Source organism: uncultured Paraglaciecola sp. (assembly GCF_943787955.1).
Lineage (GTDB): Bacteria > Pseudomonadota > Gammaproteobacteria > Enterobacterales > Alteromonadaceae > Paraglaciecola.
This window is the reverse complement of the sequence record NZ_CALSOK010000004.1, coordinates 74,863-96,238: the sequence shown is the minus strand read 5'-3', so window position 1 is coordinate 96,238 and position 21,376 is coordinate 74,863. Positions and strand designations below refer to the sequence as shown.

General features: G+C 40.5%; 19 protein-coding genes, 4 tRNA genes and 2 pseudogenes. 13 read left to right on the top strand and 12 right to left on the bottom strand.

The genetic code is table 11. The features are described from left to right. Window positions 1-150 precede the first annotated feature (150 nt). The 5 genes and pseudogenes from Q0Y52_RS04275 to Q0Y52_RS04255 all read right to left on the bottom strand — a co-directional run bounded on the left by Q0Y52_RS04275 (window position 151) and on the right by Q0Y52_RS04255 (window position 2,280). Complete coding sequence (locus Q0Y52_RS04275; protein ID WP_297818441.1) at window positions 151-489, bottom strand: TusE/DsrC/DsvC family sulfur relay protein; 339 nt, start codon at window positions 487-489, stop codon at window positions 151-153. A 3-nt stretch (window positions 490-492) separates the two neighbouring features. After that, window positions 493-777 (bottom strand): sulfurtransferase complex subunit TusB, encoded by a 285-nt coding sequence (tusB, locus tag Q0Y52_RS04270; RefSeq protein ID WP_297818439.1) that lies wholly within the window; start codon window positions 775-777, stop codon window positions 493-495. Further along, window positions 777-1,139, bottom strand: a complete 363-nt coding sequence (tusC, locus tag Q0Y52_RS04265) for a sulfurtransferase complex subunit TusC (protein ID WP_297818437.1) — start codon at window positions 1,137-1,139, stop codon at window positions 777-779. Before tusC ends, tusB begins: the two co-directional genes overlap by 1 nt. After that, complete coding sequence (tusD, locus tag Q0Y52_RS04260) at window positions 1,136-1,525, bottom strand: sulfurtransferase complex subunit TusD (protein WP_297818434.1); 390 nt, start codon at window positions 1,523-1,525, stop codon at window positions 1,136-1,138. Before tusD ends, tusC begins: the two co-directional genes overlap by 4 nt. A gap of 87 nt (window positions 1,526-1,612) precedes the next feature. Then, window positions 1,613-2,280 (bottom strand): annotated as a pseudogene (locus tag Q0Y52_RS04255) (Bax inhibitor-1/YccA family protein). Between the two features lie 281 nt (window positions 2,281-2,561). Here Q0Y52_RS04255 and Q0Y52_RS04250 point away from each other — a divergent pair. From Q0Y52_RS04250 to Q0Y52_RS04205, 10 genes and pseudogenes are all read left to right on the top strand, one after another. Beyond that, window positions 2,562-2,653: transfer RNA gene (locus Q0Y52_RS04250), tRNA-Ser, on the top strand. 467 nt (window positions 2,654-3,120) lie between these two features. After that, window positions 3,121-3,273: a hypothetical protein gene (locus tag Q0Y52_RS04245; protein ID WP_297818432.1), complete on the top strand. Its 153-nt coding sequence runs from the start codon at window positions 3,121-3,123 to the stop codon at window positions 3,271-3,273. A gap of 277 nt (window positions 3,274-3,550) precedes the next feature. Beyond that, window positions 3,551-3,784 (top strand): hypothetical protein, encoded by a 234-nt coding sequence (locus tag Q0Y52_RS04240; protein WP_297818430.1) that lies wholly within the window; start codon window positions 3,551-3,553, stop codon window positions 3,782-3,784. Between the two features lie 19 nt (window positions 3,785-3,803). Beyond that, the gene (gene uvrY / locus Q0Y52_RS04235; RefSeq protein WP_297818428.1) at window positions 3,804-4,448 is read left to right on the top strand and encodes a UvrY/SirA/GacA family response regulator transcription factor; all 645 of its coding nucleotides are present in this window, start codon (window positions 3,804-3,806) and stop codon (window positions 4,446-4,448) included. 14 nt (window positions 4,449-4,462) lie between these two features. Then, window positions 4,463-6,296 (top strand): annotated as a pseudogene (gene uvrC / locus Q0Y52_RS04230) (excinuclease ABC subunit UvrC). A 92-nt stretch (window positions 6,297-6,388) separates the two neighbouring features. Beyond that, window positions 6,389-6,967 carry a CDP-diacylglycerol--glycerol-3-phosphate 3-phosphatidyltransferase gene (gene pgsA, locus Q0Y52_RS04225; protein WP_297818426.1) on the top strand — a complete coding sequence of 193 codons (579 nt, stop codon included), beginning with the start codon at window positions 6,389-6,391 and terminating at the stop codon, window positions 6,965-6,967. 179 nt (window positions 6,968-7,146) lie between these two features. Further along, a tRNA-Gly gene (locus Q0Y52_RS04220) sits at window positions 7,147-7,221 on the top strand. 62 nt (window positions 7,222-7,283) lie between these two features. Beyond that, window positions 7,284-7,357, top strand: a tRNA-Cys gene (locus Q0Y52_RS04215). Between the two features lie 46 nt (window positions 7,358-7,403). After that, window positions 7,404-7,490 (top strand) — tRNA-Leu (locus Q0Y52_RS04210). 617 nt (window positions 7,491-8,107) lie between these two features. Then, window positions 8,108-8,458 (top strand): putative quinol monooxygenase, encoded by a 351-nt coding sequence (locus tag Q0Y52_RS04205; protein WP_297818423.1) that lies wholly within the window; start codon window positions 8,108-8,110, stop codon window positions 8,456-8,458. Between the two features lie 481 nt (window positions 8,459-8,939). Here the strand turns inward: Q0Y52_RS04205 and Q0Y52_RS04200 are convergent, their stop codons facing one another. From Q0Y52_RS04200 to Q0Y52_RS04190, 3 genes are all read right to left on the bottom strand, one after another. Then, window positions 8,940-10,256: an AarF/UbiB family protein gene (locus Q0Y52_RS04200; protein WP_297818421.1), complete on the bottom strand. Its 1,317-nt coding sequence runs from the start codon at window positions 10,254-10,256 to the stop codon at window positions 8,940-8,942. Window positions 10,257-10,692: 436 nt separating this feature from the next. Beyond that, window positions 10,693-11,460 (bottom strand): hypothetical protein, encoded by a 768-nt coding sequence (locus Q0Y52_RS04195; protein ID WP_297818418.1) that lies wholly within the window; start codon window positions 11,458-11,460, stop codon window positions 10,693-10,695. Between the two features lie 334 nt (window positions 11,461-11,794). Further along, on the bottom strand, window positions 11,795-13,027 hold the full coding sequence (locus Q0Y52_RS04190) for a DEAD/DEAH box helicase (RefSeq protein WP_297818415.1): 1,233 nt from the start codon (window positions 13,025-13,027) through the stop codon (window positions 11,795-11,797). Between the two features lie 607 nt (window positions 13,028-13,634). On the opposite strand from Q0Y52_RS04190, the gene Q0Y52_RS04185 reads away from it, so the two are divergent. After that, window positions 13,635-15,125 carry a SulP family inorganic anion transporter gene (locus Q0Y52_RS04185; RefSeq protein ID WP_297818412.1) on the top strand — a complete coding sequence of 497 codons (1,491 nt, stop codon included), beginning with the start codon at window positions 13,635-13,637 and terminating at the stop codon, window positions 15,123-15,125. A gap of 10 nt (window positions 15,126-15,135) precedes the next feature. Beyond that, a complete protein-coding gene (locus tag Q0Y52_RS04180) occupies window positions 15,136-15,987 on the top strand; it encodes a universal stress protein (protein WP_297818409.1) in 852 nt (283 codons plus the stop codon). A gap of 94 nt (window positions 15,988-16,081) precedes the next feature. On the opposite strand, the gene Q0Y52_RS04175 is transcribed toward Q0Y52_RS04180, so the two are convergent. Continuing rightward, entirely contained in the window at window positions 16,082-16,948 is an 867-nt protein-coding gene (locus Q0Y52_RS04175) for an MYG1 family protein (protein ID WP_297818406.1), read from the bottom strand. A gap of 292 nt (window positions 16,949-17,240) precedes the next feature. Here Q0Y52_RS04175 and Q0Y52_RS04170 point away from each other — a divergent pair, with 292 nt between their 5' ends. After that, entirely contained in the window at window positions 17,241-17,729 is a 489-nt protein-coding gene (locus Q0Y52_RS04170) for a DUF6491 family protein (protein ID WP_297818403.1), read from the top strand. A gap of 652 nt (window positions 17,730-18,381) precedes the next feature. On the opposite strand, the gene Q0Y52_RS04165 is transcribed toward Q0Y52_RS04170, so the two are convergent. The 3 genes from Q0Y52_RS04165 to Q0Y52_RS04155 all read right to left on the bottom strand — a co-directional run bounded on the left by Q0Y52_RS04165 (window position 18,382) and on the right by Q0Y52_RS04155 (window position 21,357). After that, the gene (locus Q0Y52_RS04165) at window positions 18,382-19,119 is read right to left on the bottom strand and encodes an NAD(P)H-dependent oxidoreductase (RefSeq protein ID WP_297818400.1); all 738 of its coding nucleotides are present in this window, start codon (window positions 19,117-19,119) and stop codon (window positions 18,382-18,384) included. 353 nt (window positions 19,120-19,472) lie between these two features. After that, entirely contained in the window at window positions 19,473-20,657 is a 1,185-nt protein-coding gene (locus Q0Y52_RS04160) for a DEAD/DEAH box helicase (protein WP_297818397.1), read from the bottom strand. A 22-nt stretch (window positions 20,658-20,679) separates the two neighbouring features. Beyond that, window positions 20,680-21,357 (bottom strand): MnmC family methyltransferase, encoded by a 678-nt coding sequence (locus Q0Y52_RS04155; protein ID WP_297818395.1) that lies wholly within the window; start codon window positions 21,355-21,357, stop codon window positions 20,680-20,682. Window positions 21,358-21,376: the final 19 nt, after the last annotated feature.

The following is a 21,376-nucleotide window of genomic DNA, read 5'->3' as shown; positions in this document are numbered from 1 at the left end:
AAGGGTGCCTTGTTAAATGTCACGTTTTAAATATGCGCCTTGCACCTGAACCCCGTGAGGTGATCACTGATTGATATGGAAGTTGCGCAAATGTGACCTCAAAAATCTGTATACGCTTCGCTCTGTAGTTTGTTTCGATGAATTCTCACGTTACAAACACTTAGCCGGTTTCGGTAAGCCCGCTATTTTTGTGGCTTGTTTGGCGGGGCCTTTTGGGAAAAGTTTAAACAAATAACGACTATTACCTTTTTCCGGGCCAAATTCATTGGCCATAGCTTTAACTAATGCTCGCATCGCAGGGCTGGTATTAAATTCAAGGTAAAAATAGCGCACAAAATTCACCACTTCCCAGTGGTTATCGGTTAGTTCAATATTTTCTGTCGCAGCCAAAATTGGAGCTAATTCAGCTTGCCAATCTTCAACATTAAGTAGATAACCTGCTTTATCTACTGCCAATTGTTGGCCATTAAATTCAAAACTATATTCCATGGCTTACCAACTTATGACTTGTTTACATTCAAGGGTGAGAGCTACAAATTCAGGATAGGATATACCATGATATAGATTGTTCTCTATTTTTAACCCTCTGGCCTGGACGTCTTCATTTAATACATAAATCGGCCCTTGTTCGAATAAACTATCGACTAAGTCCCCTTTAACCATGGCATATACGGCATCTTGTATTAGCAATAATTTATCTGTTGGCTGTATTCGTTTTAGGCATTGTAGCAATGTTTGGTCTGCAAATGGACTGGTCGATATTTTATGTAAAATCATTAAAACACCATCACTTGTGCACTTTCACTCATTAAAGCGGTAAGTTGATCTGGTTCAATTAGGGTGACGGGTATCAATAGGTCTGTTACCTCTATGTTTCGCTCTAATATGCTCTGTTGGCAAACGTAGATATTATTTATATCGTAAAAGCCCAAAGCAGCAAAGGTCTTGTGATAGGCCTTGTGTTGTATCGAATCTGGTGTTTGCCCTTTAACTAACTGTAATACACCATCTTCGATGAAAAACAGATTCACGTCCTGACCAAAGTTACTCATAGCTAACACCATATCCAGACTCTCCTGACCATTAACGTTTCCGTAAGGGGCTGATTTATTCAGTATGCCGATAGTAGAGGCCGTCAAAATTGCACCAATCTATCACTATCAGCCAATAATATGGCTAAATCGCCTAAGCCTACAGATTGAAATTCAGGCGACAAACTATGATGTATTTGGTCAGCGGCTTCAGCGTCTTGGACACTGGTAATGCCACGCTTGTTAGCAGCACTGACACACACCATAAGTGGAATGTTGTGATCTGCTGACAGTTGTTTCCATGCTTGATGCAAATTGAATTCATTTGATGGTATTAGCTGTAGTTCACTGCCATTTAAGGTACCACCTTGATAAAAAAAGATACCTTTTATTAAATGAGTTGACTCTACTGCTGCCACAGCAAAGCGATAAGCACTATAAGCGCTTTGGTCGGAGTAGGATGCTGAGGTAACCAATAAGGTAAATGACGACATAATTAAACTTTAAATGATTTTGGTAAATGTAACATAAAAAAATGCCCCAGCATGCTGAGGCGTTTTTAAAGTGATTATTTTTTGATGTTAATCATCACTTCCAAATATGCCTAAAAGGTGGAGTATGGAAGTGAACAAGTTATATATGTTTAAGTACATAGATACGGTTGCACGAATATAGTTAGTTTCGCCGCCATTAATTATGCGGCTAGTGTCATATAAAATTAACCCAGACATAATAAACACAATGGCTGCACTAACGGCAAGCTAAGCGCTGGGATACCCAAGAAAATATTCGCAATTGAAGCGACTACGGCAACAATTAGACCGACAAGCAAAAAACCGCCCATAAAAGAGAAGTCTTTTTTGGTGGTTAATACATATCCAGATAAACCGAAGAATACCAAGGCAGTTGTCCCAAGCGCTTGTAAAATTGTTTGAGAACCACCTGGAAAACCTGCGTAATGATTTAACATTGGCCCTAAGGACGCGCCCAACAAACCTGTAAAAACAAATACAAATAAAATGCCCATTGAGCTTTGCGCAGCTTTATTGAGGAAGAAAATCATCACCAGCGCACCAAGACTCATCATCATAGCTGTGCCTCTGCCTAGGCCCATAGACATTGCAATTCCAGCACAAACTGCGCTGAATGTTAATGTCATAGCCAGCAACATATAAGTATTTCTAAGTACTTTGTTGGTTTGCAATACCGATGCTTCACCTGCACTGGTATAGGAAGATCTTTGTTCCATTGTATTCTCCAAGACGTAAATTAAAATAATTCTTAATTTATAGTCTCTTTGTATGGTGTTTGGTTCACTTTTTCAAGTAATAACGTATTTAATTCTTCATTAATTCTGCACTCCAATCGTAACTTGATGTAAATGCACCCAATCCGTTCAAACTATAATCAATCAGTATCTTTTGTTCAATTAGGACTTTACAAGCTCTATAAACGTCACTATTATTCGCATCCTCAATTCGGGGCAGCAGATAATATTTATCATTGTCACAATGAGTTGAGAAAGATTTCGGATAGCTGGCAGAGCTCGGTTTAATGCACCTGACTTGAAATCAGACGTAGGGTCAAACCTACCGGGGGTTCGAATCCCTCGCTATCCGCCACATTTAAGAAACCCGCACATGCTGCGGGTTTTTTATTGCCCAAAATTTATCATCAATATCAATTAGAGGGATGAGAACCCCCGCAGTTCGACAAAATGTCTGGAACATTTTGTACCGCTTCTGCGCCCAAAGGGGCAAATACATGGATGTATTTGAGTACATCCCTCGCTATCCGCCATATTTAAAGAACCCGCACTTGTTGCGGGTTTTTTATTGTTTAAAATTTATCGGTGCAATCAATTGGAAAGATGGTCCCTCCGCGATTCGACAAAACGCCAGGAACGTTTTTATTCGCTATTTCCCTATAGCTCACCTGTGGTGCAAGCTAGCTAAAGCTATTCTAGTTTGTTCCAACAAGCTTTGGTGAACAAACTCTGATTAGCCGGATCACAACTGAGGGCATGGCGATTTTTCACTTATTCAGCAAACACTTTTTACTTAGAAAATTTAGTAAGGTAAAACGAGTTATGAATGAAAAATATCCAGATGAATTTAAACCAGAAGTCGATCGCCAAGTGGTTAAAAAGGTTTTTCTATACAGAATTTTTGAGCGTTTAAGTATCTCAGATAGGTCTCTCTATTATTGGATAACAAAGGCAAAAGTACCTGATTTAAGCTAATTCAGCACATAATAGCTTTTTTTAAATCTAGCAAAAATCAATTGAGTCAGTGTCTTAAAGTATTCTTTCTAGTTTTTTGAAAGGAATATGCCATTACTTTCGAACGTCGCCTCAGTTAAAAGTTAATAGAGGCGGTGAGCACCAATCATGATTTGAACGTATATTTAAAGCATGTTAACAGTCAAGCTGAAAATTATAGTTATTGCGACTTTCATTATGGTTTTGTTATGTAATCCTTTATGCTCTTAGACATATGCAATGTTTCACATTAGTAAGTATGAACACTTTTAATAAAAAAAAGGGCCGACCTGAACTTAAAAAAGGGGCTGCCGATATACTGCTAGATTGCCGTTGTGGTGGTAAGCCGAGTAAACCACAATCTATTGCACATTGTGAAAATAGATGGGTTATTCGATGTCAGGTTGAGCAATGTTATGCGTATAATATTGGACAAGGACTGACAGATACCATCCAAGGTTGGAACAGACTCAGTACTCATTTTTACCGATAACAATAAAGAGAGCTTTATTTTGATTAAATTGCTTTTAGTCGATGACCATGAATTAGTCAGAACGGGTATCCGTCGTATTTTAGAAGATGTATCTGATTTTGAGGTGGTGGGGGAAGCCACCAATGGTGAAGATGCGGTTAAATTTTGTCGAAACCATGCACCAGACTTAGTGTTAATGGACATGAGTATGCCGGGAATTGGTGGTTTAGAAGCCACTAAGCAAATTCTACGTTTTTCTGAAAATACTCGGGTGATAGTGTTATCAGTTCACAAAGAAAATCCAATCCCCGCTAAAGTTATGCAAATGGGGGCGTTTGGTTATTTAACCAAAGACTCTGATCCTGAAGAGATGATCAAAGCAATTTACAAAGTAGCTGCGGGGCAAAAGTATGTGTCACCCGATATAGCCCAACAGATTGCACTTGGGCAACTTAATTTAAACGATAGTAATCCTTTTGAACAATTGTCAGAACGAGAGCTCGAAATTACGTTAATGTTAACCAAAGGTGCCAGAGTTCCCGATATAGCAGTGTATCTAAATATCAGTGCCAAAACGGTCAATACCTATCGTTATAGGATGTTTGAAAAACTCAACGTCAGTACTGATGTTGAGCTGACTCACCTTGCTTTGCGAAATAAATTAATATCTTCTGATCATTTGTAGACCGACTGACATCAATGAGCATTAGCACTGACGAACCTTTCGATCATCAAGCCTTCCTCAAAAATCTGACCAATCAACCGGGCGTTTACCGGATGTACAATCAAAAAGAGGAAGTGATTTATGTGGGAAAAGCAAAAAATCTAAAAAAACGGGTGGCTAGCTATTTTCGAAGCACGGTTGATAGCATTAAGACTCGGTCGCTGGTTAAACAGATTTGTGAAATGGACGTCACAGTTGTGCACAGTGAGGCTGAAGCCTTTATTCTCGAAAATAACTATATAAAGAAATATAAACCTCGGTATAACGTGCTGTTAAGAGACGATAAGTCTTATCCTTTTATATTTCTATCTGATCATACCCACCCAAGATTAAGTAATCACCGCGGCCCTAAAAAACTCAAAGGCGAATACTTTGGCCCTTATCCCAGCGCTTGGGCGGTACGCGAGAGTTTGCGCACCATGCAGCGTTTGTTCCCCATCCGCCAATGTGAAGACAGTTATTACCGCGCTAGAACACGCCCCTGTTTACAATACCAATTACAACGCTGTGCTGGCCCTTGTGTCGAAGGTTTGGTGAGTGAGGAAGAGTATTCACAACAAGTGCAATACGCACGGTTATTTCTAAAAGGTAAAAACAAGCAAGTTATTGACTCTTTGGTTGGCAAGATGGAACAAGCCAGTATTGATCTTCGATTTGAAGCCGCCGCTCGATATCGCGACCAGATTGGGGCGTTAAATAAGGTGCAAGAACAACAGTGGGTCAGCGGTAATCAACAAGAAATGGATGTGTTTGGTTTTGCCTATCGTAACGGTATTGCAGTCATTCAATGCATGTTTATTCGTGATAACAAATTACTTGGCAGTAAAAGTTTTTATCCAAAAGTACCCGCCCAGTCGAGTGATGCAGAAGTGTTTCAATCTTTTGTTTTACAGTTTTACCTTGCGGGCAACAAAATTACCCCTCAGCAAATCGTGATCCCTTGCGAATTAGAAGAGCAGACCGCCATTGAGGAAATGTTAAGCAAGCAAGCTGAACGTAAAGTTCAGTTCTACAAGGGCGTAAGAGACGAAAAACGTCGTTACCTTGACCTAGCTAATACTAATGCTGAAATAGCTTTAGAGTCGCGGCAAAGTCATCAAAAATCGGTGTTTGCTCGTTATATCGAATTAGAAAAAATATTAGAATTTGAACAACCTATTCAACGTATGGAATGTTTTGATATCAGCCATACGTCTGGTCAACAAACCGTAGCATCTTGTGTGGTGTTTAACAGGGAAGGGCCCTACAAAACCGATTATCGCCGCTTATAACATTGAGGACATAACCCCTGGAGATGATTATGCAGCGATGGCACAAGCGCTGGCACGGCGTTATCGAGATGTGAAAGACGAAAGCAAAATACCCGATATTTTATTTATTGATGGCGGTAAAGGGCAACTTGCCCAAGCAGAGGCCTACTTCGACGATTGGAAACAAGACAAAAAACCATTATTAATTGGTGTTGCAAAAGGCAGCAGCCGAAAAGCGGGTTTAGAAACCCTAATAATGGCAGGAAGTCACGCTACTATTCCCATGGCTGGTGACTGCGCTGCATTACATTTAATCCAACACATTCGTGATGAAGCCCACCGTTTCGCCATAACAGGGCACAGGCAAAGACGTCAAAAAGAAAAAACCACCTCAAAGTTACAGTCCATTCCGGGAGTAGGTTCAAAAAGAAGGCAAAATTTACTAAAATATATGGGGGGCTTACACGGAATATTGCAGGCTAGTAAAGGCGAGATTGCTAATGTGCCGGGTATCAGTGAAGAACTTGCCGAAATTATTTATGAGCATATTCACAATTGAGCTTTGAAATTATTCACTGCATGTGGGTTAATGACCTTGTTTTAAAACCTAATACACTCATTTTACAATTACACAGAATATAGAGAAATTAGATGTGGACTGTTCCTAATATCATTACCGTGGTCAGAGTGCTACTTATACCTGTGTTTGTATTCGTCTATTTTTTAGATTGGAAATGGGCACATCAAGCGGGCGCCTTTATATTTTGGTTTGCGGCCATCACCGATTGGTTTGACGGTTACCTAGCGCGAAAGTTAAACCAGACCAGCGCTTTTGGTGCGTTTTTAGATCCCGTGGCCGACAAGCTCATTGTGGCTGCCGCCTTGTTATTAATTACCCATAGCTACGAGACACCTTGGATAACAGTGCCGGCAATATTATTAATGTCTCGGGAAATCTATATCTCAGCGTTAAGAGAATGGATGGGACAACAGGGCAAACAAGACTTAGTCAAAGTATCTTTTATAGGTAAATCTAAAACCATGGCGCAAATGTTAGCGTTAATTGGTTTGTTGTCAGAAATGGAATATTTTATGGGTATACAAATATATTGGGTGTCATTGGGATACATACTATTGTATTTCGCCGCAATATTGTCATTCTGGTCAATGCTGGTTTATACAAAAGCCGCATGGGATGATCAGAAAAATGTGGAAAGCTTTCATCAATAAATTCCTTTTGTGCAATTTTAGCGCGTTTCAGTCAAAATTCAGCCAGTCAGTTCAAAAACCTGCTTTTTGTGGTTGACACATAATACTTTGAATGTAGAATGCAGCCTCAGATTTAGGGAGCTAAGCGAGTTACTCGCAAAGCGCGCAACTAAACTGGAACAAAATGAAATGTAAATTATGCGGGAATAGCTCAGTGGTAGAGCACAACCTTGCCAAGGTTGGGGTCGCGAGTTCGAATCTCGTTTCCCGCTCCAATTTCTTTTTTTTGAAGCTTATCGTAGAATAGGTTTTATTTTACAATCGTATATAGCGGAATGGCGGAATGGCAGAATGGCTATGCAGCGGATTGCAAATCCGTGTATCTCGGTTCGACTCCGGGTTCCGCCTCCATATATGCTTAGCAATACCAGCTTGTAGTAATACAAGTACCCCCGTTGCCCGGGTGGTGAAATTGGTAGACACAAGGGATTTAAAATCCCTCGTTCGTAAGGACGTGCCGGTTCAAGTCCGGCCCCGGGCACCATTTATCTTGTAAATTCCATATCTTATCTTTTATATCATTTTTTTGGGCAACGCTTAAGTGGCTGTAAATCAATTTTGATAGAGCAGAGGCCATAATAAGCAATTCTGTATCTAACGCCCATAAAGTTTTTCTAATATTCAATTGATGTATGCCCCATTTGTTTGGCTATCCATCTTTCAGCAACACCAGTCGTGATCACATGACTTGCGTATGTATGACGAGCCTGGTTAACACCTCGATGCCTAATATTATTCTGCTGTAGGAAGTGCTTCAAACACTTATCACAGTATTTCTTTTATCTAAACGTTCTTAGGATGAGTGATGAGTTCGATGCTCCTAAATACGGTATGTAAATAATAAAATAAACCATCAGTATCAACGCTTAATCTGGCTTGTTTGATACGTTGTAAACGCTTACGAATGAGCCCTTAGTTTTTAATGAATCTCAGCGATACTGTTCAGCTAGATTGAGTTTTGCTCAAAAAGCACCATATATATTTTTAAAGACGAACAGCTACCTGCGATCTACACAACTGGCACTGAAGAATCTACATTGAAGACAGCAATGATCTCTATTGATGCTATCGAACCTTAAATTCACCATGCGGCTCCAAAATATGATAATAGTTCAAAACACATTTCACTTGTTAAGCAAATCGAAGTCAGAAGTTATTGATTTGATGAAGAACATGGTTCTGCTGTGCAGAAAAGAACAAGGCTGCATCAGTTACGAGTATTTCGAAGGTATCACCGATTCCAATCAGATCATTTTGTTACAGGAATGGGAGAACGCCGCTAGTCTACAAGGCCACTATCAGACTGAGCACATGGATTATTTTATGAGCAAACTGATTCACCATCTCGAGAAGCCAATCATTACCCGCAGTTATTTGACCCAAGAAGAGAATGCTGATGTCGCCGCCAAAAAGAGCAGCGAAAAGTCCAAACCTCAACAAACCATTCACTAAGCAGTGACTCTTTTTTACGGCGCCGGGAAAGTTCTGCGGTGACACAGCTGCTTGTTAATAAATAATATAGTGACGAGTGACCCTATTTAGTTTCAAAATTTATTAGCACAACCCTAAATTAAACTGCTTCTACATTACAACATTATGTTGATGAGCGATTCCCCCATTTGAACATGGAGAAGTTGATCGATAACTGGAAAAATATAAAACATATACAGAAAATCAATCCCAATATAGCGTGTAGGGAAGGTCGCAAGTTTTTTGATTATTGCCGCTTACTCATTTATACCCAAAAGTTTACTCATCTACTTAAACACCTCCCCAAGAATACATGCAGTCATAGTCCGTATATGTTGATGACATGGAAAAATCAGTTTAAATGAGATGTAAATTCACACTGTGCCTACTCACAAGTATATGAAATTTCGCAGCTTCTTTGTATAATCTGTGTGATTTCAAATGCCAAACATGGACATTAGCGCTAGAAGTTTAAGTTAATGCGTTCATCATCAAATAGGTTGGCATCTGGATCGAGTATCTGAATGTAACGGTCAAAGTATAAAAACTGTTTTAATAATAAGGTGAAAGAACGGGGGAAACAAATACCGTGGTTTCTTGCTACTTCGGCTAATGTGTTGATAACGTCATTCACTGCGGGGCTAACATTTAAGCCATCGTTAGCCATTAAGTCTTCATTATCTAAGGTGTTCATTGATAGAAATACGTATTCTATATCACGTGATAATTGTTGCTTATCTATGTTTTTACGGGTCATTCCCACTGCTAACATAGCATCCGCAACGAGTGCATAGTCTTGCTCATTTAAGCCTTTGAACAAACTGAACACGGCTTGCCAGGTTTCAGGACTTACCCGGCCTACCATACCAAAGTCAATAAACCCAACTCGCCCATCTTCAAACAGCATCATGTTGCCACTGTGAAGATCAGCATGAAACACTTCACAGTTTATCAAGCTAGCAAACCAGACATTTAAAGCTTCAAATAAGGCTTTGGTTGGATCACCTTGAGATTTTTCGCTCGCGCTTTTATCAGTTAATGCACATCCGTAAAAACGTTCCATGGTTAATACATGCAGACCTGATGCTCTGTCATAGACCTTGGGTGCCACCACTGTGTTGATGCTCAAAGATTCGAGAAAGTTTCTAAAGACTTTAATATGCTCAGCTTCTTTAATAAAATCACACTCGTCTATCATTGCTTGATACATCTCGGACACAATACCCGCTAATGCATCTCTGTCCGTGTTAGGCAACATAAATTCTAATACTCGCACCAATACATACACTGTATTTAAATCAGCAGTAATAATCGCCTGCACACCCGGTTTTTGAACTTTTACCACCACGCTCTCTCCTGTCACCAATATCGCTGCATGGACTTGTGCGATAGATGCTGAGGCTAAAGGTTGTTGGTCTATATGGCTAAAAACACGGTTTATGGGTTGCTTTAAATCTTCAGAAATAATCTTTTTGATGGTACGAAAGGCTATAGGCGTTGTCTGATCAAGCAGTTGTTCAAATTCCTCTACATATTCCTTTGGGAAGATGGAGGGTGAGCTGGCGATGAATTGACCAAACTTAATATACGTTGCTCCGAGCGCCTCAAAGAGCTCTCTTACTTCATGCGCAGGGGGAAGTTTACGTTTTATTCCCCAACGGATTGCATAAGGCGTCATCTTGGCCATCGTTAGGGTAAGTCGCAGACTGCTTCTTACCCCCATTTCTGTGAGGCTAATGTTGCGTTTAACAATAGAATGAATATCAGGAAGGAATGCCATTTTTATGTCACCTAGTAGAAAAATTACCTGTTTATCATCCTATGAAGAGCATTTCAGGAAATTGAATGGCTATTTAAACAAGGCGATATTATTTAATACGCTTATAAAAACATAACAAATTAGAGTGCTCAACCTAAAAAAATCACTAAAAAGCCCTACGCGTCGAGATAAATAAGTAGACGTTTGAAGTATAAGTCGCCCCAGATGAAAGTCCTCTTGTTCGTAACGCAAACACACAGCCAACATCCCGAGTTATGGGCTATGGGGCCTAATGTGCTGCATTAAGCTTTGGAAAGTGAACCATAGACTGAGTTATGAACAGTTAGATGCCTTTGTGATGAAGGAAAAGTCAGTACGCCCATTAATGACAGAAAACGTAGCACCTCCTTTTACTTCAGTAAAATTAACTGAGTCTAAAATTAATACATATTTGTGATTATAATTGCGATTCGTCAGTTACAAAAAATGTATCAGCAAGATATTTTTGGCTATAACAGCGTACATCCATATGTAGCCATGTTGGGGCTATACTGGCCGGCTCTAAGGCTTTTCTATTGTTTCCATGCCACCCGATTTGAAACCCTGCTTTATCCACCAGTAAATCCCTGGCCCTGTCACATCGTTCAGCATCATCGCGTTTGAATTCACCTGGCTGCGCTGGGAAATCAATATCAATCGCCTTACCCATATGGTTTGTTGAGCGTCGGCCTTTCATTTCATTATGTATCCAGCAACGATAGCCACTTGTTAGCATTGGCAGGGGGAAATCATGGTTTTTCAGGTGGAAACACACAGCTCTAAATGCGTAGAGTATGGCTTTGTGTACCCCCGGATATTCACGGCGATGATAGGCTTCAATTTTGGGTTTGTCGGCTCTATATTTATTTTTAAATCGGCCCTGTCCAAACCCATCGCATTGTCCGCAGGGACATCGAATAGAGGCGAAATCTATAGGATTGTTTATTTCAAATTCATGCAATGCATCGAAGCTGTTTGCATCAAAAATACCTGAAGGTGAGGTTATTTTCATGACCTCTCGTTGAAATGCCATTACTTGAAGTTCACTGCCAGGTCCAAAATCACCATCCCAGACTGTGCCGCGAAATCCATTTAACTTAAGTTGGAGTTCTACAACGTCTGTCCCCTTATCTCCTCGTTGAATATTTTTATCACGTCGTTGAAGACTCTTATCACCAAATACCATGATGGTTCCTTATCTTTGATTTTTTTAAACATGAATTGACACTAAATTAAATCATCATTCCTTATGCTGATGGTAAATATAGCAGATGACTTCGAAAGTACTCAGTTGTGAGGCATGCTTTGAATAGGATAAAATAACTTCAACATGAGGTTTGCCTTGTTAAGCCAACCTCACTGCTTGTATTTTTGAGAATGAAGCTTATCCATGACCTACTCAACAGTCACTGATTGTTGGGTTTGGGGGAATTTAACTGGCTGCTGAACAAGGCTGCTGTTCATCAATGGACTGTTTATCCAGTTAAAAAATGGTTGTGTTTAGTCTAGTTTGATAATCATCACCTTGTTTTTTTTGGCGACTTGTGACCCAGTGCTTTGTTTCTGGCTTGTTGCTTATGTTTACCTTTACTGCTTCTTTTGGCTGGATGGTTTTGTTTTGTTAAATCAGGCTCATAACCTGGTAGCCATTGTTGTAACAATACGCTGTCGAGCACTTTCTCAATGGCCTCTAATAACCATTCTTCATTTGGACTCATCAGTGAAATGGCTAACCCGCTATTTCCGGCTCGACCTGTTCTGCCAATGCGGTGAATATAATCTTCGGCAACATAGGGTAATTCGTAATTGATCACGTATTTCAAATCTATGATGTCAATCCCTCTTGCTGCTAAATCTGTTGCCACTAACGCTCTGGTTTTACCTTGTTTAAATTCTGCCAGTACTCTTTCTCTGGCGCCTTGTGATTTATCACCATGGAGAGATTGGGTTTGGATACCGTCTTTACACATTTCTTTGGCTAGATCATCAGCCATTTTTTTGGTGCGCGTAAAAATTAAGACTTGTTGCCAGTTTTTTGAACCTATCAGAAAAGACGTCAGTTCCCGTTTGCGATCACTATCAACCGTGTATACCCGTTGTTCCACCTGAACCGCGGCTGCATTGCGTTCATTGACTTCTATCAGTGTAGGGGCATTAAGTAAGGTTCTACTCAATTTAAAAATAGCATCATCAAATGTTGCAGAAAACAGCAAGGTCTGTCGCTTGTTTGGTACTCGATTTAAAATTTGATCAATTTCATCTTTAAATCCCATGTCTAACATACGATCGGCTTCATCAAAAACAAAGGTCTGAAGCTGACTTAAATCGACGTTTTTTTTAGCTATATGATCTAACAATCGCCCAGGAGTGGCGATCAGAATATCTACACCTTTGTGAATTGCGGATATTTGTGTGTTAATGCTAACACCGCCATAGGCAACAGCAACGTTCAGTTGTGTATTTTTGGCGTAACCTAGAATGCTTTTATACACCTGCTGCGCCAACTCTCGTGTGGGCGTTAATATTAATGCACGTATAGGCCTCAGAGCACCAGTCTGTTTTATTAGCTGCTGCAGAATGGGCAAGGCAAACGCTGCTGTTTTTCCCGTACCTGTTTGGGCGCCTGCCATAATATCTTTACCCGCAAGAATGGCGGGGATCGCTTGTTGTTGTATCGGTGTTGGACTCTCGTATCCCAATGCTCTAACGGCATCTGTTAGGGATTTATCTAACGCTAACGCAGAAAAACTCATATATGACTATCGCTTTTGATTACTTGTTATCTTTATATCATTGTTGCGCTGACACATCAGAATAAAATGCCGCCTGTTGCTTGAACAATTGGCTCAGATAAGGTCGAAAGATGTGTTTTAAACACATTAATGGGAATCAAATCAACTATAGGTCTGGTCACAAAAAAATAGGGTAAACATGTACTCTGGCCTGGCACAAAGAATAATCTTTTGTAGCACATAGCACATAGCACATAGCACGATGTCATCACAACTGATGGTATGTTCTGTATCGAATTATAATTGAGATGTAACAGGCAAAATCACAAAACACTGGGACCCGCTGATGTGATCCGTGTTATCTGTTTGTGCAATTAAAAGGGCTGTCGATTAATAGCACAAACAATTTATTGCTGCTGCGGACTATCTATATTTGTAACAAAATTACAAAAGCGGTATTATTTGCATTAAAATTAAATCAGGGAAGTTGTTCTTAACAGTTATATTGCCTTAGGTAAACCCATCATTAGATATACCCTTTAACGCATGACTCGCGATTGACTACTTTTTAAACAAAATCATACATCTTTTTCTGTCTGGAACAGAATTCTTAAATTAGGTTATTCACATGCTCGAACACATGAAAAGAGACTGGCTCTCTAATATTCGTGGTGATGTGCTTGCTGGTATTGTTGTGGCATTAGCCCTGATACCTGAAGCCATTGCCTTTTCCATTATTGCAGGTGTTGACCCAAAAGTGGGTTTGTACTCTTCATTTTGTATAGCGGTGATCATTGCCTTTGTGGGCGGTAGGCCGGGAATGATTTCTGCCGCAACCGGTGCCATGGCTCTATTAATGGTTACGCTGGTCAAAGATCACGGTTTAGAGTATTTGCTAGCGGCCACTTTACTGACGGGGGTGCTGCAAATTTGCGCGGGGTATCTTAAACTGGGTGGTTTGATGCGGTTTGTTTCGCGCTCTGTGGTAACGGGGTTCGTTAATGCTCTGGCCATTTTGATTTTTATGGCACAATTACCTGAACTAACCGATGTTACCTGGCATGTTTATGTGATGACGGCTGCAGGACTTGGCATTATTTATCTTTTTCCTTATATTCCCGCTATTGGAAAAATGATCCCCTCACCACTGCTGTGTATTGTAGCGTTGACCATTGTTGCGATTTCTCTAGACCTAAACATCAGGACGGTAGGTGATATGGGAGAGCTGCCCGATACCCTACCGATATTTTTATGGCCTGATGTGCCACTGAATATGGAAACGTTGTTGATTATTTTACCTTATTCGGCAGGACTGGCTGTGGTCGGCTTACTTGAATCTATGATGACAGCAACCATAGTTGATGAATTGACAGATACTACTAGTGACGGTAATAAAGAGTGTAAAGGCCAGGGAATTGCTAATATTGGTGCTGGGCTATTTGGTGGTATGGCAGGTTGTGCCATGATTGGGCAATCAATTATTAACGTGAAGTCTGGTGGAAGAGGGCGACTGTCTACTTTTATTGCTGGTCTTGTGCTGATCATTATGGTTGTATTTCTTGATGATTGGGTACGTCAAATACCGATGGCAGCATTAGTTGCTGTCATGATAATGGTTTCAATCGGTACATTCTCTTGGTCTTCTCTTACTGACTTACGCACTCACCCTTTGTCATCAAGTATTGTCATGGTAAGCACTGTTGCGGTTGTTGTAGCCACGCATAATTTAGCCTTTGGTGTGCTAATTGGTGTGCTATTAGCTACCTTGTTCTTCTCAAATAAAATTGGCCGACTTATGATGGTGAAGTCTGACTTTAATGAGCTTGAAAATAAGCGCACCTACGAAGTTATCGGTCAGGTGTTTTTTGCTTCAGCGGAGCAATTTACCAACGCATTTGATTTTAAAGAAGCGGTAGAAATTGTTGTGATTGATCTCACCCATGCCCACTTTTGGGATATTACCGCCGTATCTTCACTAGACAAGGTTGTGATTAAATTCCGACGTGAAGGTGCGACTGTTACAATCGTTGGTATGAACGAGGCAACAGAAACAGTGGTAGATAAATTTGGGGCGCACAATGACCCTAAAGAAGTTGAAAAACTGTTTGACGGACATTAAGGAGATAATAATGACAAAAATAATTACCTGTGTAGACGGCTCTGCAATTACTTCAGCTGTAACAGAGGCAGCGGTTTGGGCATCAAAAAAGTTAAATAAACCGCTTCTTTTTTTACATACACTAGAAAAAGAACAGCAGCATGGCGCAGATGATTACACTGGGGCTATTGGCCTTGGTGCGCGAACAGTGCTGTTAGATGAAATGACAAAACTGGATGAGCAACGCAGTAAAGTTGCATTGCAGTTAGGCAAAGAATTACTCGGTTATGTTTCACGACAAGCATCAACAGCAGGGGTTGGTGAGGTTGAGTCATTACAAAGGCATGGCGACTTGGTTGACTCAATAAACGATATTGAAGGTCTAACCCGCCTCATCGTTATTGGCCGCAGTGGCAAGGGGCATGATGGCAACTTTAATGCGCTTGGCTCTCATATAGAGACGTTGTTGCGAAAGGCGTCACACCCCGTCATGGTAATCCCAGACACGTTCAAAACACCCGTCTCATTTATGATCGCCTATGATGGAAGAGAAACGGCTGAAATAGCCCTGCAACGGGTTATCGACGGTGGATTATTACATGGTCTTCACTGCCACCTAGTTTCTGTAAAAAATAATGAGTCAAATCAGAATGATAAGTTTGTACTAGCCCAACAAAAGCTGGAAGGAAAGGGCTTTAATGTCACAGCATCTTTCATAGAAGGCAACATACATGAGTCGCTTATGGAATATAAAGAAGCCCATGATATAGGGCTCATTGTCATGGGGGCTTTTGGACACTCCAAACTGAGACAATTCTTTTTAGGCAGTAACACGTTAAAAATGCTTGAACGCTGCAAAGTACCCATGGTTGTTTTGCGGTAAGGGTTTTTGAAAATAGCTACGCTGTCTGTAGATTAGTTAGAATCAGAACAACCCTAAGTCTACCAAGGTTGTTCTGCTTATGATTAGTTCGCTACTATTGAAGTGCGATAACGGCCATTTTCATGGTACTTTCAAATGATCCCGCACCGGCAATAAATAAGCCATTATGACAAAACATTGCGTCATCAATTCCTGTCTCATCTTGCAGCGCTATATCAGATAAGCCCGCCCATTTTTTAGGCAGGGGTTTTCTGTCTTCGAATGAACCCGGTTCAACAGGTACCGTTTGAATTCTCCATTGTCCAGTCCCAGAGGGGTAAATCATAAACAAAGCTTCCTCAGACAAAGCGTGAACCGTTTTTTTCCACGGCGTATATTTTTCCAATACAATTACTCTTGGATCTTGTGCCTTGTCAATTGCATTCGCCACAATTGTTTTTGCACTCATGCCTCCATTAGCAGTTGCGATAAATCGTGTTAAAACCCGAGATGCAAAATCAACCGCTTCATCAAAACAACTATCAAAGTGGCTATCTTCTTGCCAAGTTGGGTTAAACATTGAAATAGTTTGGCTAAGGCTAATACCTTCAGGCACACCTTTGACATGACCACAATCGATGGCATCGATTGTGGATACTAGGTCCGCATCAACTGCATTGGCAACGTCTTGGTTACCCTGACATATATATAAGCCGTATTTTTGCCACATTAAACCAAATGAGGAGTAGGGAATACCATTCGCTCGTTCTCCTGCACCACCGCGTTGATGATGGTCAAAGCGGTCTGTTTCTGGGTCGTATTCTCCACCCACGTCAATCACAATGTCGGCTTTGGCGATAATATCTAAATCACGTGTACGAATGAGTGTAAAAGAAGAAAAAATACTCTTCAGTGCAGCTACACTGAAAACATCATCAGCATGAAAATTACCGTTGTGCGTTACTATAGTTTTATGATTCATTATTTTGTGTCATTTTAGAAAGGGATGGGAAGGCGTCGTCAGATAACGGTTAAAAATAAAAAATACTTAACAAGTAAAAATTTCGTCAAGGATTCTATACGAAAACAGCCAATAAAATAGGATTAAGTTTGTTTACCCATGTATATGGGTTGTAATGATAATTTCCTGTACAAGATGGCTACGGTAACTTTACCCAGTGTAAGCGTGTACAAAACAATGTAACGTTCATCAACTACCTGGGGGTATGGTATGTTTACGCCTCTTCAAACATTTGTGTATTAAAGGAGAAATAATGATTTTTTTAAAGCGTTGTCTCGTCATGATTGCATTTTTTAGTTTAGTTTCATGTTCAAGTTTGGGCGTTAATCTACCAAGTTACGACGAATTATTAAGCGCACAAACGGAACAAGACGGCAGAGCTTGTGTACGTCAGCATAATATTCGAGGCTTTGGCATGCTCGAGGATGATGTCATTAGCATTAATGCCCGCGGGAAGAACCGTTATTACCTAATCACGACTTGGTTTAAGTGCCACTCCTTACAAACCAGTTTTGCGGCTGGCTTTAAGGGCGACTTCTCAGAATTATGTGGCAATGGCCGTGACAAGATTTTGACCTCTGAAGAGTCTTGTCCTATAAAAAGTATTTTTGAATTTGAATCAAAACAAGAGGCTTTTGCTACGTTTGAAAAGGTGCAAGTTATCCGTCAAGAATTAAGAAAAGAGGCGAAAGAAAAAGTTAAAGGGCAAGAGGTTTCAAAACATTTAGACACCTCTAAATAGAGGGCTTTTTGTTCAGAAATCTACCAAACACCTGTTGTAATTTGTGCTAAAAGTTTAAATAGTTGATTGAACTACAATGGGTGTTCTGGTTAGCTTTTTTACCTAGTTATGACTTTGTTTGCGTAGCAATTTTAAAGCAAGCTATTTTGCAGGTTTTAAGGATGGTTTGATTTTTCGCTGTGCTTGCTTTAAAAACGTTAGTCTTTTATGGCCCACAAAAACATGTGCTGTCACTGATAAATGACTGGGAAGATGTCGACTCGCCACTATCCCCGAACAAACCCGAGTGTTACATGTTACCCGAGGCGAGGTATTTAGGTTTACCTTTGAAAATCTTATTGTATAAAAGTTCTGTTGTGTTGGTTAGGACTGTATTTATGTTTCGTTTCTAACATCGAATCAATATATTTTAATTAAATTGATTATCGCCAAAAGCTTTGGTGAAGTGTTGGAGTCTATTCATCCAGAGGGTAAAATAAGAGCTTCTGCGTTGCTGATAATCGGTGTTTGTCCTGCTTGTATATTGGAGTTTGAGGCTCTGTTTTGCACATTGTCGCTATGGATATCTCGATTAGCTACCGAAAAACTAAGTTAAGTCGAAAAAAACTAGCGAATTCCCCGACCGAACTGCAAACTTTATCCGAAATGATATTTAGCGGCTGTGCCCTGCACTGGTAGGTGTGACTTCTGGCTTGAGTTTAAAGTCGGCTCCAAAATCGCTCAAAGGATGAAATTTCATTGGTGTGGTGGTATCAATATTAGTTAATCTGCGAGCGTAATCATCAAGGTAGTTATCGCAGGCATCCTGCCCACCAAATACCGGGGAATAGGCAACGAATGGCGGCAATACCTCGAAACCGGTGTAAAATAATGTACCATTATGCAGGTGCCAAAGAGCAACGTTAATATCTCCCATCATGCCATCTGGCTCAAACATTTCTGAATAAGCACCACAACTTGTTACCACCATAGCCTTGCGACCTTTTAGGCCACCGGTTTCGTAACGTTTTCCTGCGCCATACACTACAGAGTTGACGAATACACGATCAAACCAGCCTTTAAGAATTGCTGGCGTCGAAAACCAGTAAAGTGGAAACTGTACAATAAATAGATCACACCAAAATATTTTTTCCAGCTCAGCTTTCACATCATTGGGAAGTTCATTATTTTCCACCGCGAATTTCTGCTCACGGTCATACTGTAATCGGTCAGGAAAGCGGCGCGTAGTAAAGTCCTCAGCACTGGCCACAGGGTTGAAGCCCATTTTGTAGAGATCTGAAACAATGACTTCGTGTCCCTCGGACTCTAGAGTTTCCACTCCTTTTTTCAGTAAGGCCCCCTGAAACGAGGCATTAGGTTCTGGGTGTGCATATAAAATAAAGACTTTCATATTTTCTCTAGGTTAGGATCTGCTTCAATGTCAAAGCTGGATTTAAAGAAAGGGCACATTAACTTATGCCAATAGTTAAACAATAGACCACATTCCTTGTCTATTTAACAGGCATTATTTTTGTTGGGTCTAGGGCATTGAACTGACCCTTGGAATAAGGTGTTAAATTGTTGTGGCGCTAAAACATAAGTGTCAAGAAATCTTGGTGCCAAAGAGCCAGGTGTTGCTACCGTTGATGCGTTTAAACGTTGCGTTGATTTCTAATGTAATGGGCACAACGAAAAAATGTTCACAGCTTACGGGTGCCTAGCTTGAACATGCTGCCGATTTGTCTCTTTAAAAAATTTGAAAACCTATTTCCGTTTGTTTTTAGGCACGTAGTTTAGAATAGATTCTGGCACGGTTTTTTTGACTTCAAATCCTTCAAACATTTTTCTGGTAATGACATGACCAAGACGGCTTTCGATGGCGCATAGATTTCTAAAGTTATCTTTAGCCACAAATGAAATGGCTTCTCCTAACGCACCAGCTCGGCCTGTTCTTCCAATTCGATGAATATAATCTTCAACTTGATCAGGTATGTCATAGTTAACAACGCGTGACAAATTTTGAATATCAAGCCCGCGTGCAGCAACTCCTGTTGCGACCAAAAACTTAATTTGACCAGACTTAAAATCGGCTAGAATTCTTTCGCGAACGGCTTGGGTTCGGTCACCGTGAATACTGTCTACAGGAATACCACGTTTGTCTAATTGACTGACTAACTTAGCTGCACCTTGTTTTGTTTCAATAAAAATAAGCGCTTGCTCCCATTCTTGTTCTTTAATGAGATGGCTTAATAATGCTGATTTATTGCCTTTATCAACTGTCACTAACCATTGGTCAATCTTGGGCGTAGACGCTGTGTTTTGCTTGATAGATATTTCAACGGGTTTGTAGATAGAGCGTTTTGCTAAGGCACGGACTTCATTTGAAATAGTCGCAGAAAATAACAAGTTTTGACGTTGCTCTGGTAAACGTTCAATAATTTTATTAATGTCGCCAATAAAACCCATATCCAGCATTCTGTCGGCTTCATCTAATACTAAAATTTCAAGTTCATCAAAATGCAATGCACGTTGATGTGCGAGGTCTAAAAGACGACCCGGCGTCGCAACCAGTATATCAACGCCCCAAATTAAACGTTGTGTTTGTTCAGAGGCATCAACGCCGCCATACATGGCCATTGATATCAGTTCTAAATGTTGACCGTATGCTGAAATACTTTTTTCAACTTGCACTGCCAATTCCCTGGTGGGCACAAGGATAAGGGCACGTACACGTTTACCTCGCAGCTTATGGTCCGTATTAAGTCGTTGCAAAATAGGCAACACAAAACTGGCTGTTTTACCTGTGCCAGTTTGGGCAGCCGCTATCAGGTTTTTACCCGATAAAATAACTGGGATAGCTTTTTCTTGAATGGGCGTCGGTTGGGCATACCCTAAATCAGTGATAGCTTTGAGAATGGGGGGGGATAACTGCAAAGATGAAAATGACATGGGTTGCCTTGTAGATTTGGAGCTAAAGTTTCTTGGCTAGGAAAATGGTATGTTGACTGCCTTTCCTCGGACGAGCTTGTACATTACGTGTATCTACTCTAAAGCCTATCTTTTTTAAGCGAACGGTAAATAGATAATCAGGGCCTGCAGACCATATGGCCAACATGCCATTGGGTTGCAGTGTGTCATATATGTCTTTTAGTCCGTCTTCAGAATAAATCCAATTATTATCTGAGTGTGTCAACCCCTTGGGGCCGTTATCAACATCCAGTAAAATTGCATCGAATGATGGTTGTCTTGTGATCAACAATTGTTTGACATCGCCAATGTGTACTTTAGTGCGCGAGTCTTGCAAAGGGTTCCCAGCACAGTTGCCTAGTGGTCCTTCGTTCCATTTTACTACTTCAGGTATTAATTCGGCAACCGTGACCTGAGAGTCAGCATTCACTGCTTTTAGTGCTGCTGCTAAAGTATACCCCATGCCTAAACCGCCTACTAAAATGTGCGCATCTAAGTGTGGCTTAATATGAGCACACCCTAATTGGGATAGCGCTTTTTCTGAATTATAGACACGGCTATTCATTAATTCGCCGCGTTTACCTGACAATTTTATAGAGAATTCATCACCACGCTGGGACAGTTTTAATTCACCGCCATCGTTGGGGATTTTTGCAGTGTCGAGGTGGGTCCATGGGATCATAAGGTGAGCTTAATTAATC

Coding starts and splice junctions, on each gene's coding strand:
- Q0Y52_RS04155 (WP_297818395.1), bottom strand. CDS start 21,357: ATGATCCCATGGACCCACCTCGACACTGCAAAAATCCCCAACGATGGC.
- Q0Y52_RS04180 (WP_297818409.1), top strand. CDS start 15,136: ATGACAAAAATAATTACCTGTGTAGACGGCTCTGCAATTACTTCAGCT.
- Q0Y52_RS04205 (WP_297818423.1), top strand. CDS start 8,108: ATGATAATAGTTCAAAACACATTTCACTTGTTAAGCAAATCGAAGTCA.
- Q0Y52_RS04160 (WP_297818397.1), bottom strand. CDS start 20,657: ATGTCATTTTCATCTTTGCAGTTATCCCCCCCCATTCTCAAAGCTATC.
- Q0Y52_RS04240 (WP_297818430.1), top strand. CDS start 3,551: ATGAACACTTTTAATAAAAAAAAGGGCCGACCTGAACTTAAAAAAGGG.
- pgsA (WP_297818426.1), top strand. CDS start 6,389: ATGTGGACTGTTCCTAATATCATTACCGTGGTCAGAGTGCTACTTATA.
- Q0Y52_RS04190 (WP_297818415.1), bottom strand. CDS start 13,027: ATGAGTTTTTCTGCGTTAGCGTTAGATAAATCCCTAACAGATGCCGTT.
- tusB (WP_297818439.1), bottom strand. CDS start 777: ATGATTTTACATAAAATATCGACCAGTCCATTTGCAGACCAAACATTG.
- Q0Y52_RS04170 (WP_297818403.1), top strand. CDS start 17,241: ATGATTTTTTTAAAGCGTTGTCTCGTCATGATTGCATTTTTTAGTTTA.
- Q0Y52_RS04195 (WP_297818418.1), bottom strand. CDS start 11,460: ATGGTATTTGGTGATAAGAGTCTTCAACGACGTGATAAAAATATTCAA.
- Q0Y52_RS04275 (WP_297818441.1), bottom strand. CDS start 489: ATGGAATATAGTTTTGAATTTAATGGCCAACAATTGGCAGTAGATAAA.
- Q0Y52_RS04165 (WP_297818400.1), bottom strand. CDS start 19,119: ATGAAAGTCTTTATTTTATATGCACACCCAGAACCTAATGCCTCGTTT.
- Q0Y52_RS04185 (WP_297818412.1), top strand. CDS start 13,635: ATGCTCGAACACATGAAAAGAGACTGGCTCTCTAATATTCGTGGTGAT.
- tusD (WP_297818434.1), bottom strand. CDS start 1,525: ATGTCGTCATTTACCTTATTGGTTACCTCAGCATCCTACTCCGACCAA.
- Q0Y52_RS04200 (WP_297818421.1), bottom strand. CDS start 10,256: ATGGCATTCCTTCCTGATATTCATTCTATTGTTAAACGCAACATTAGC.
- Q0Y52_RS04245 (WP_297818432.1), top strand. CDS start 3,121: ATGAATGAAAAATATCCAGATGAATTTAAACCAGAAGTCGATCGCCAA.
- Q0Y52_RS04175 (WP_297818406.1), bottom strand. CDS start 16,948: ATGAATCATAAAACTATAGTAACGCACAACGGTAATTTTCATGCTGAT.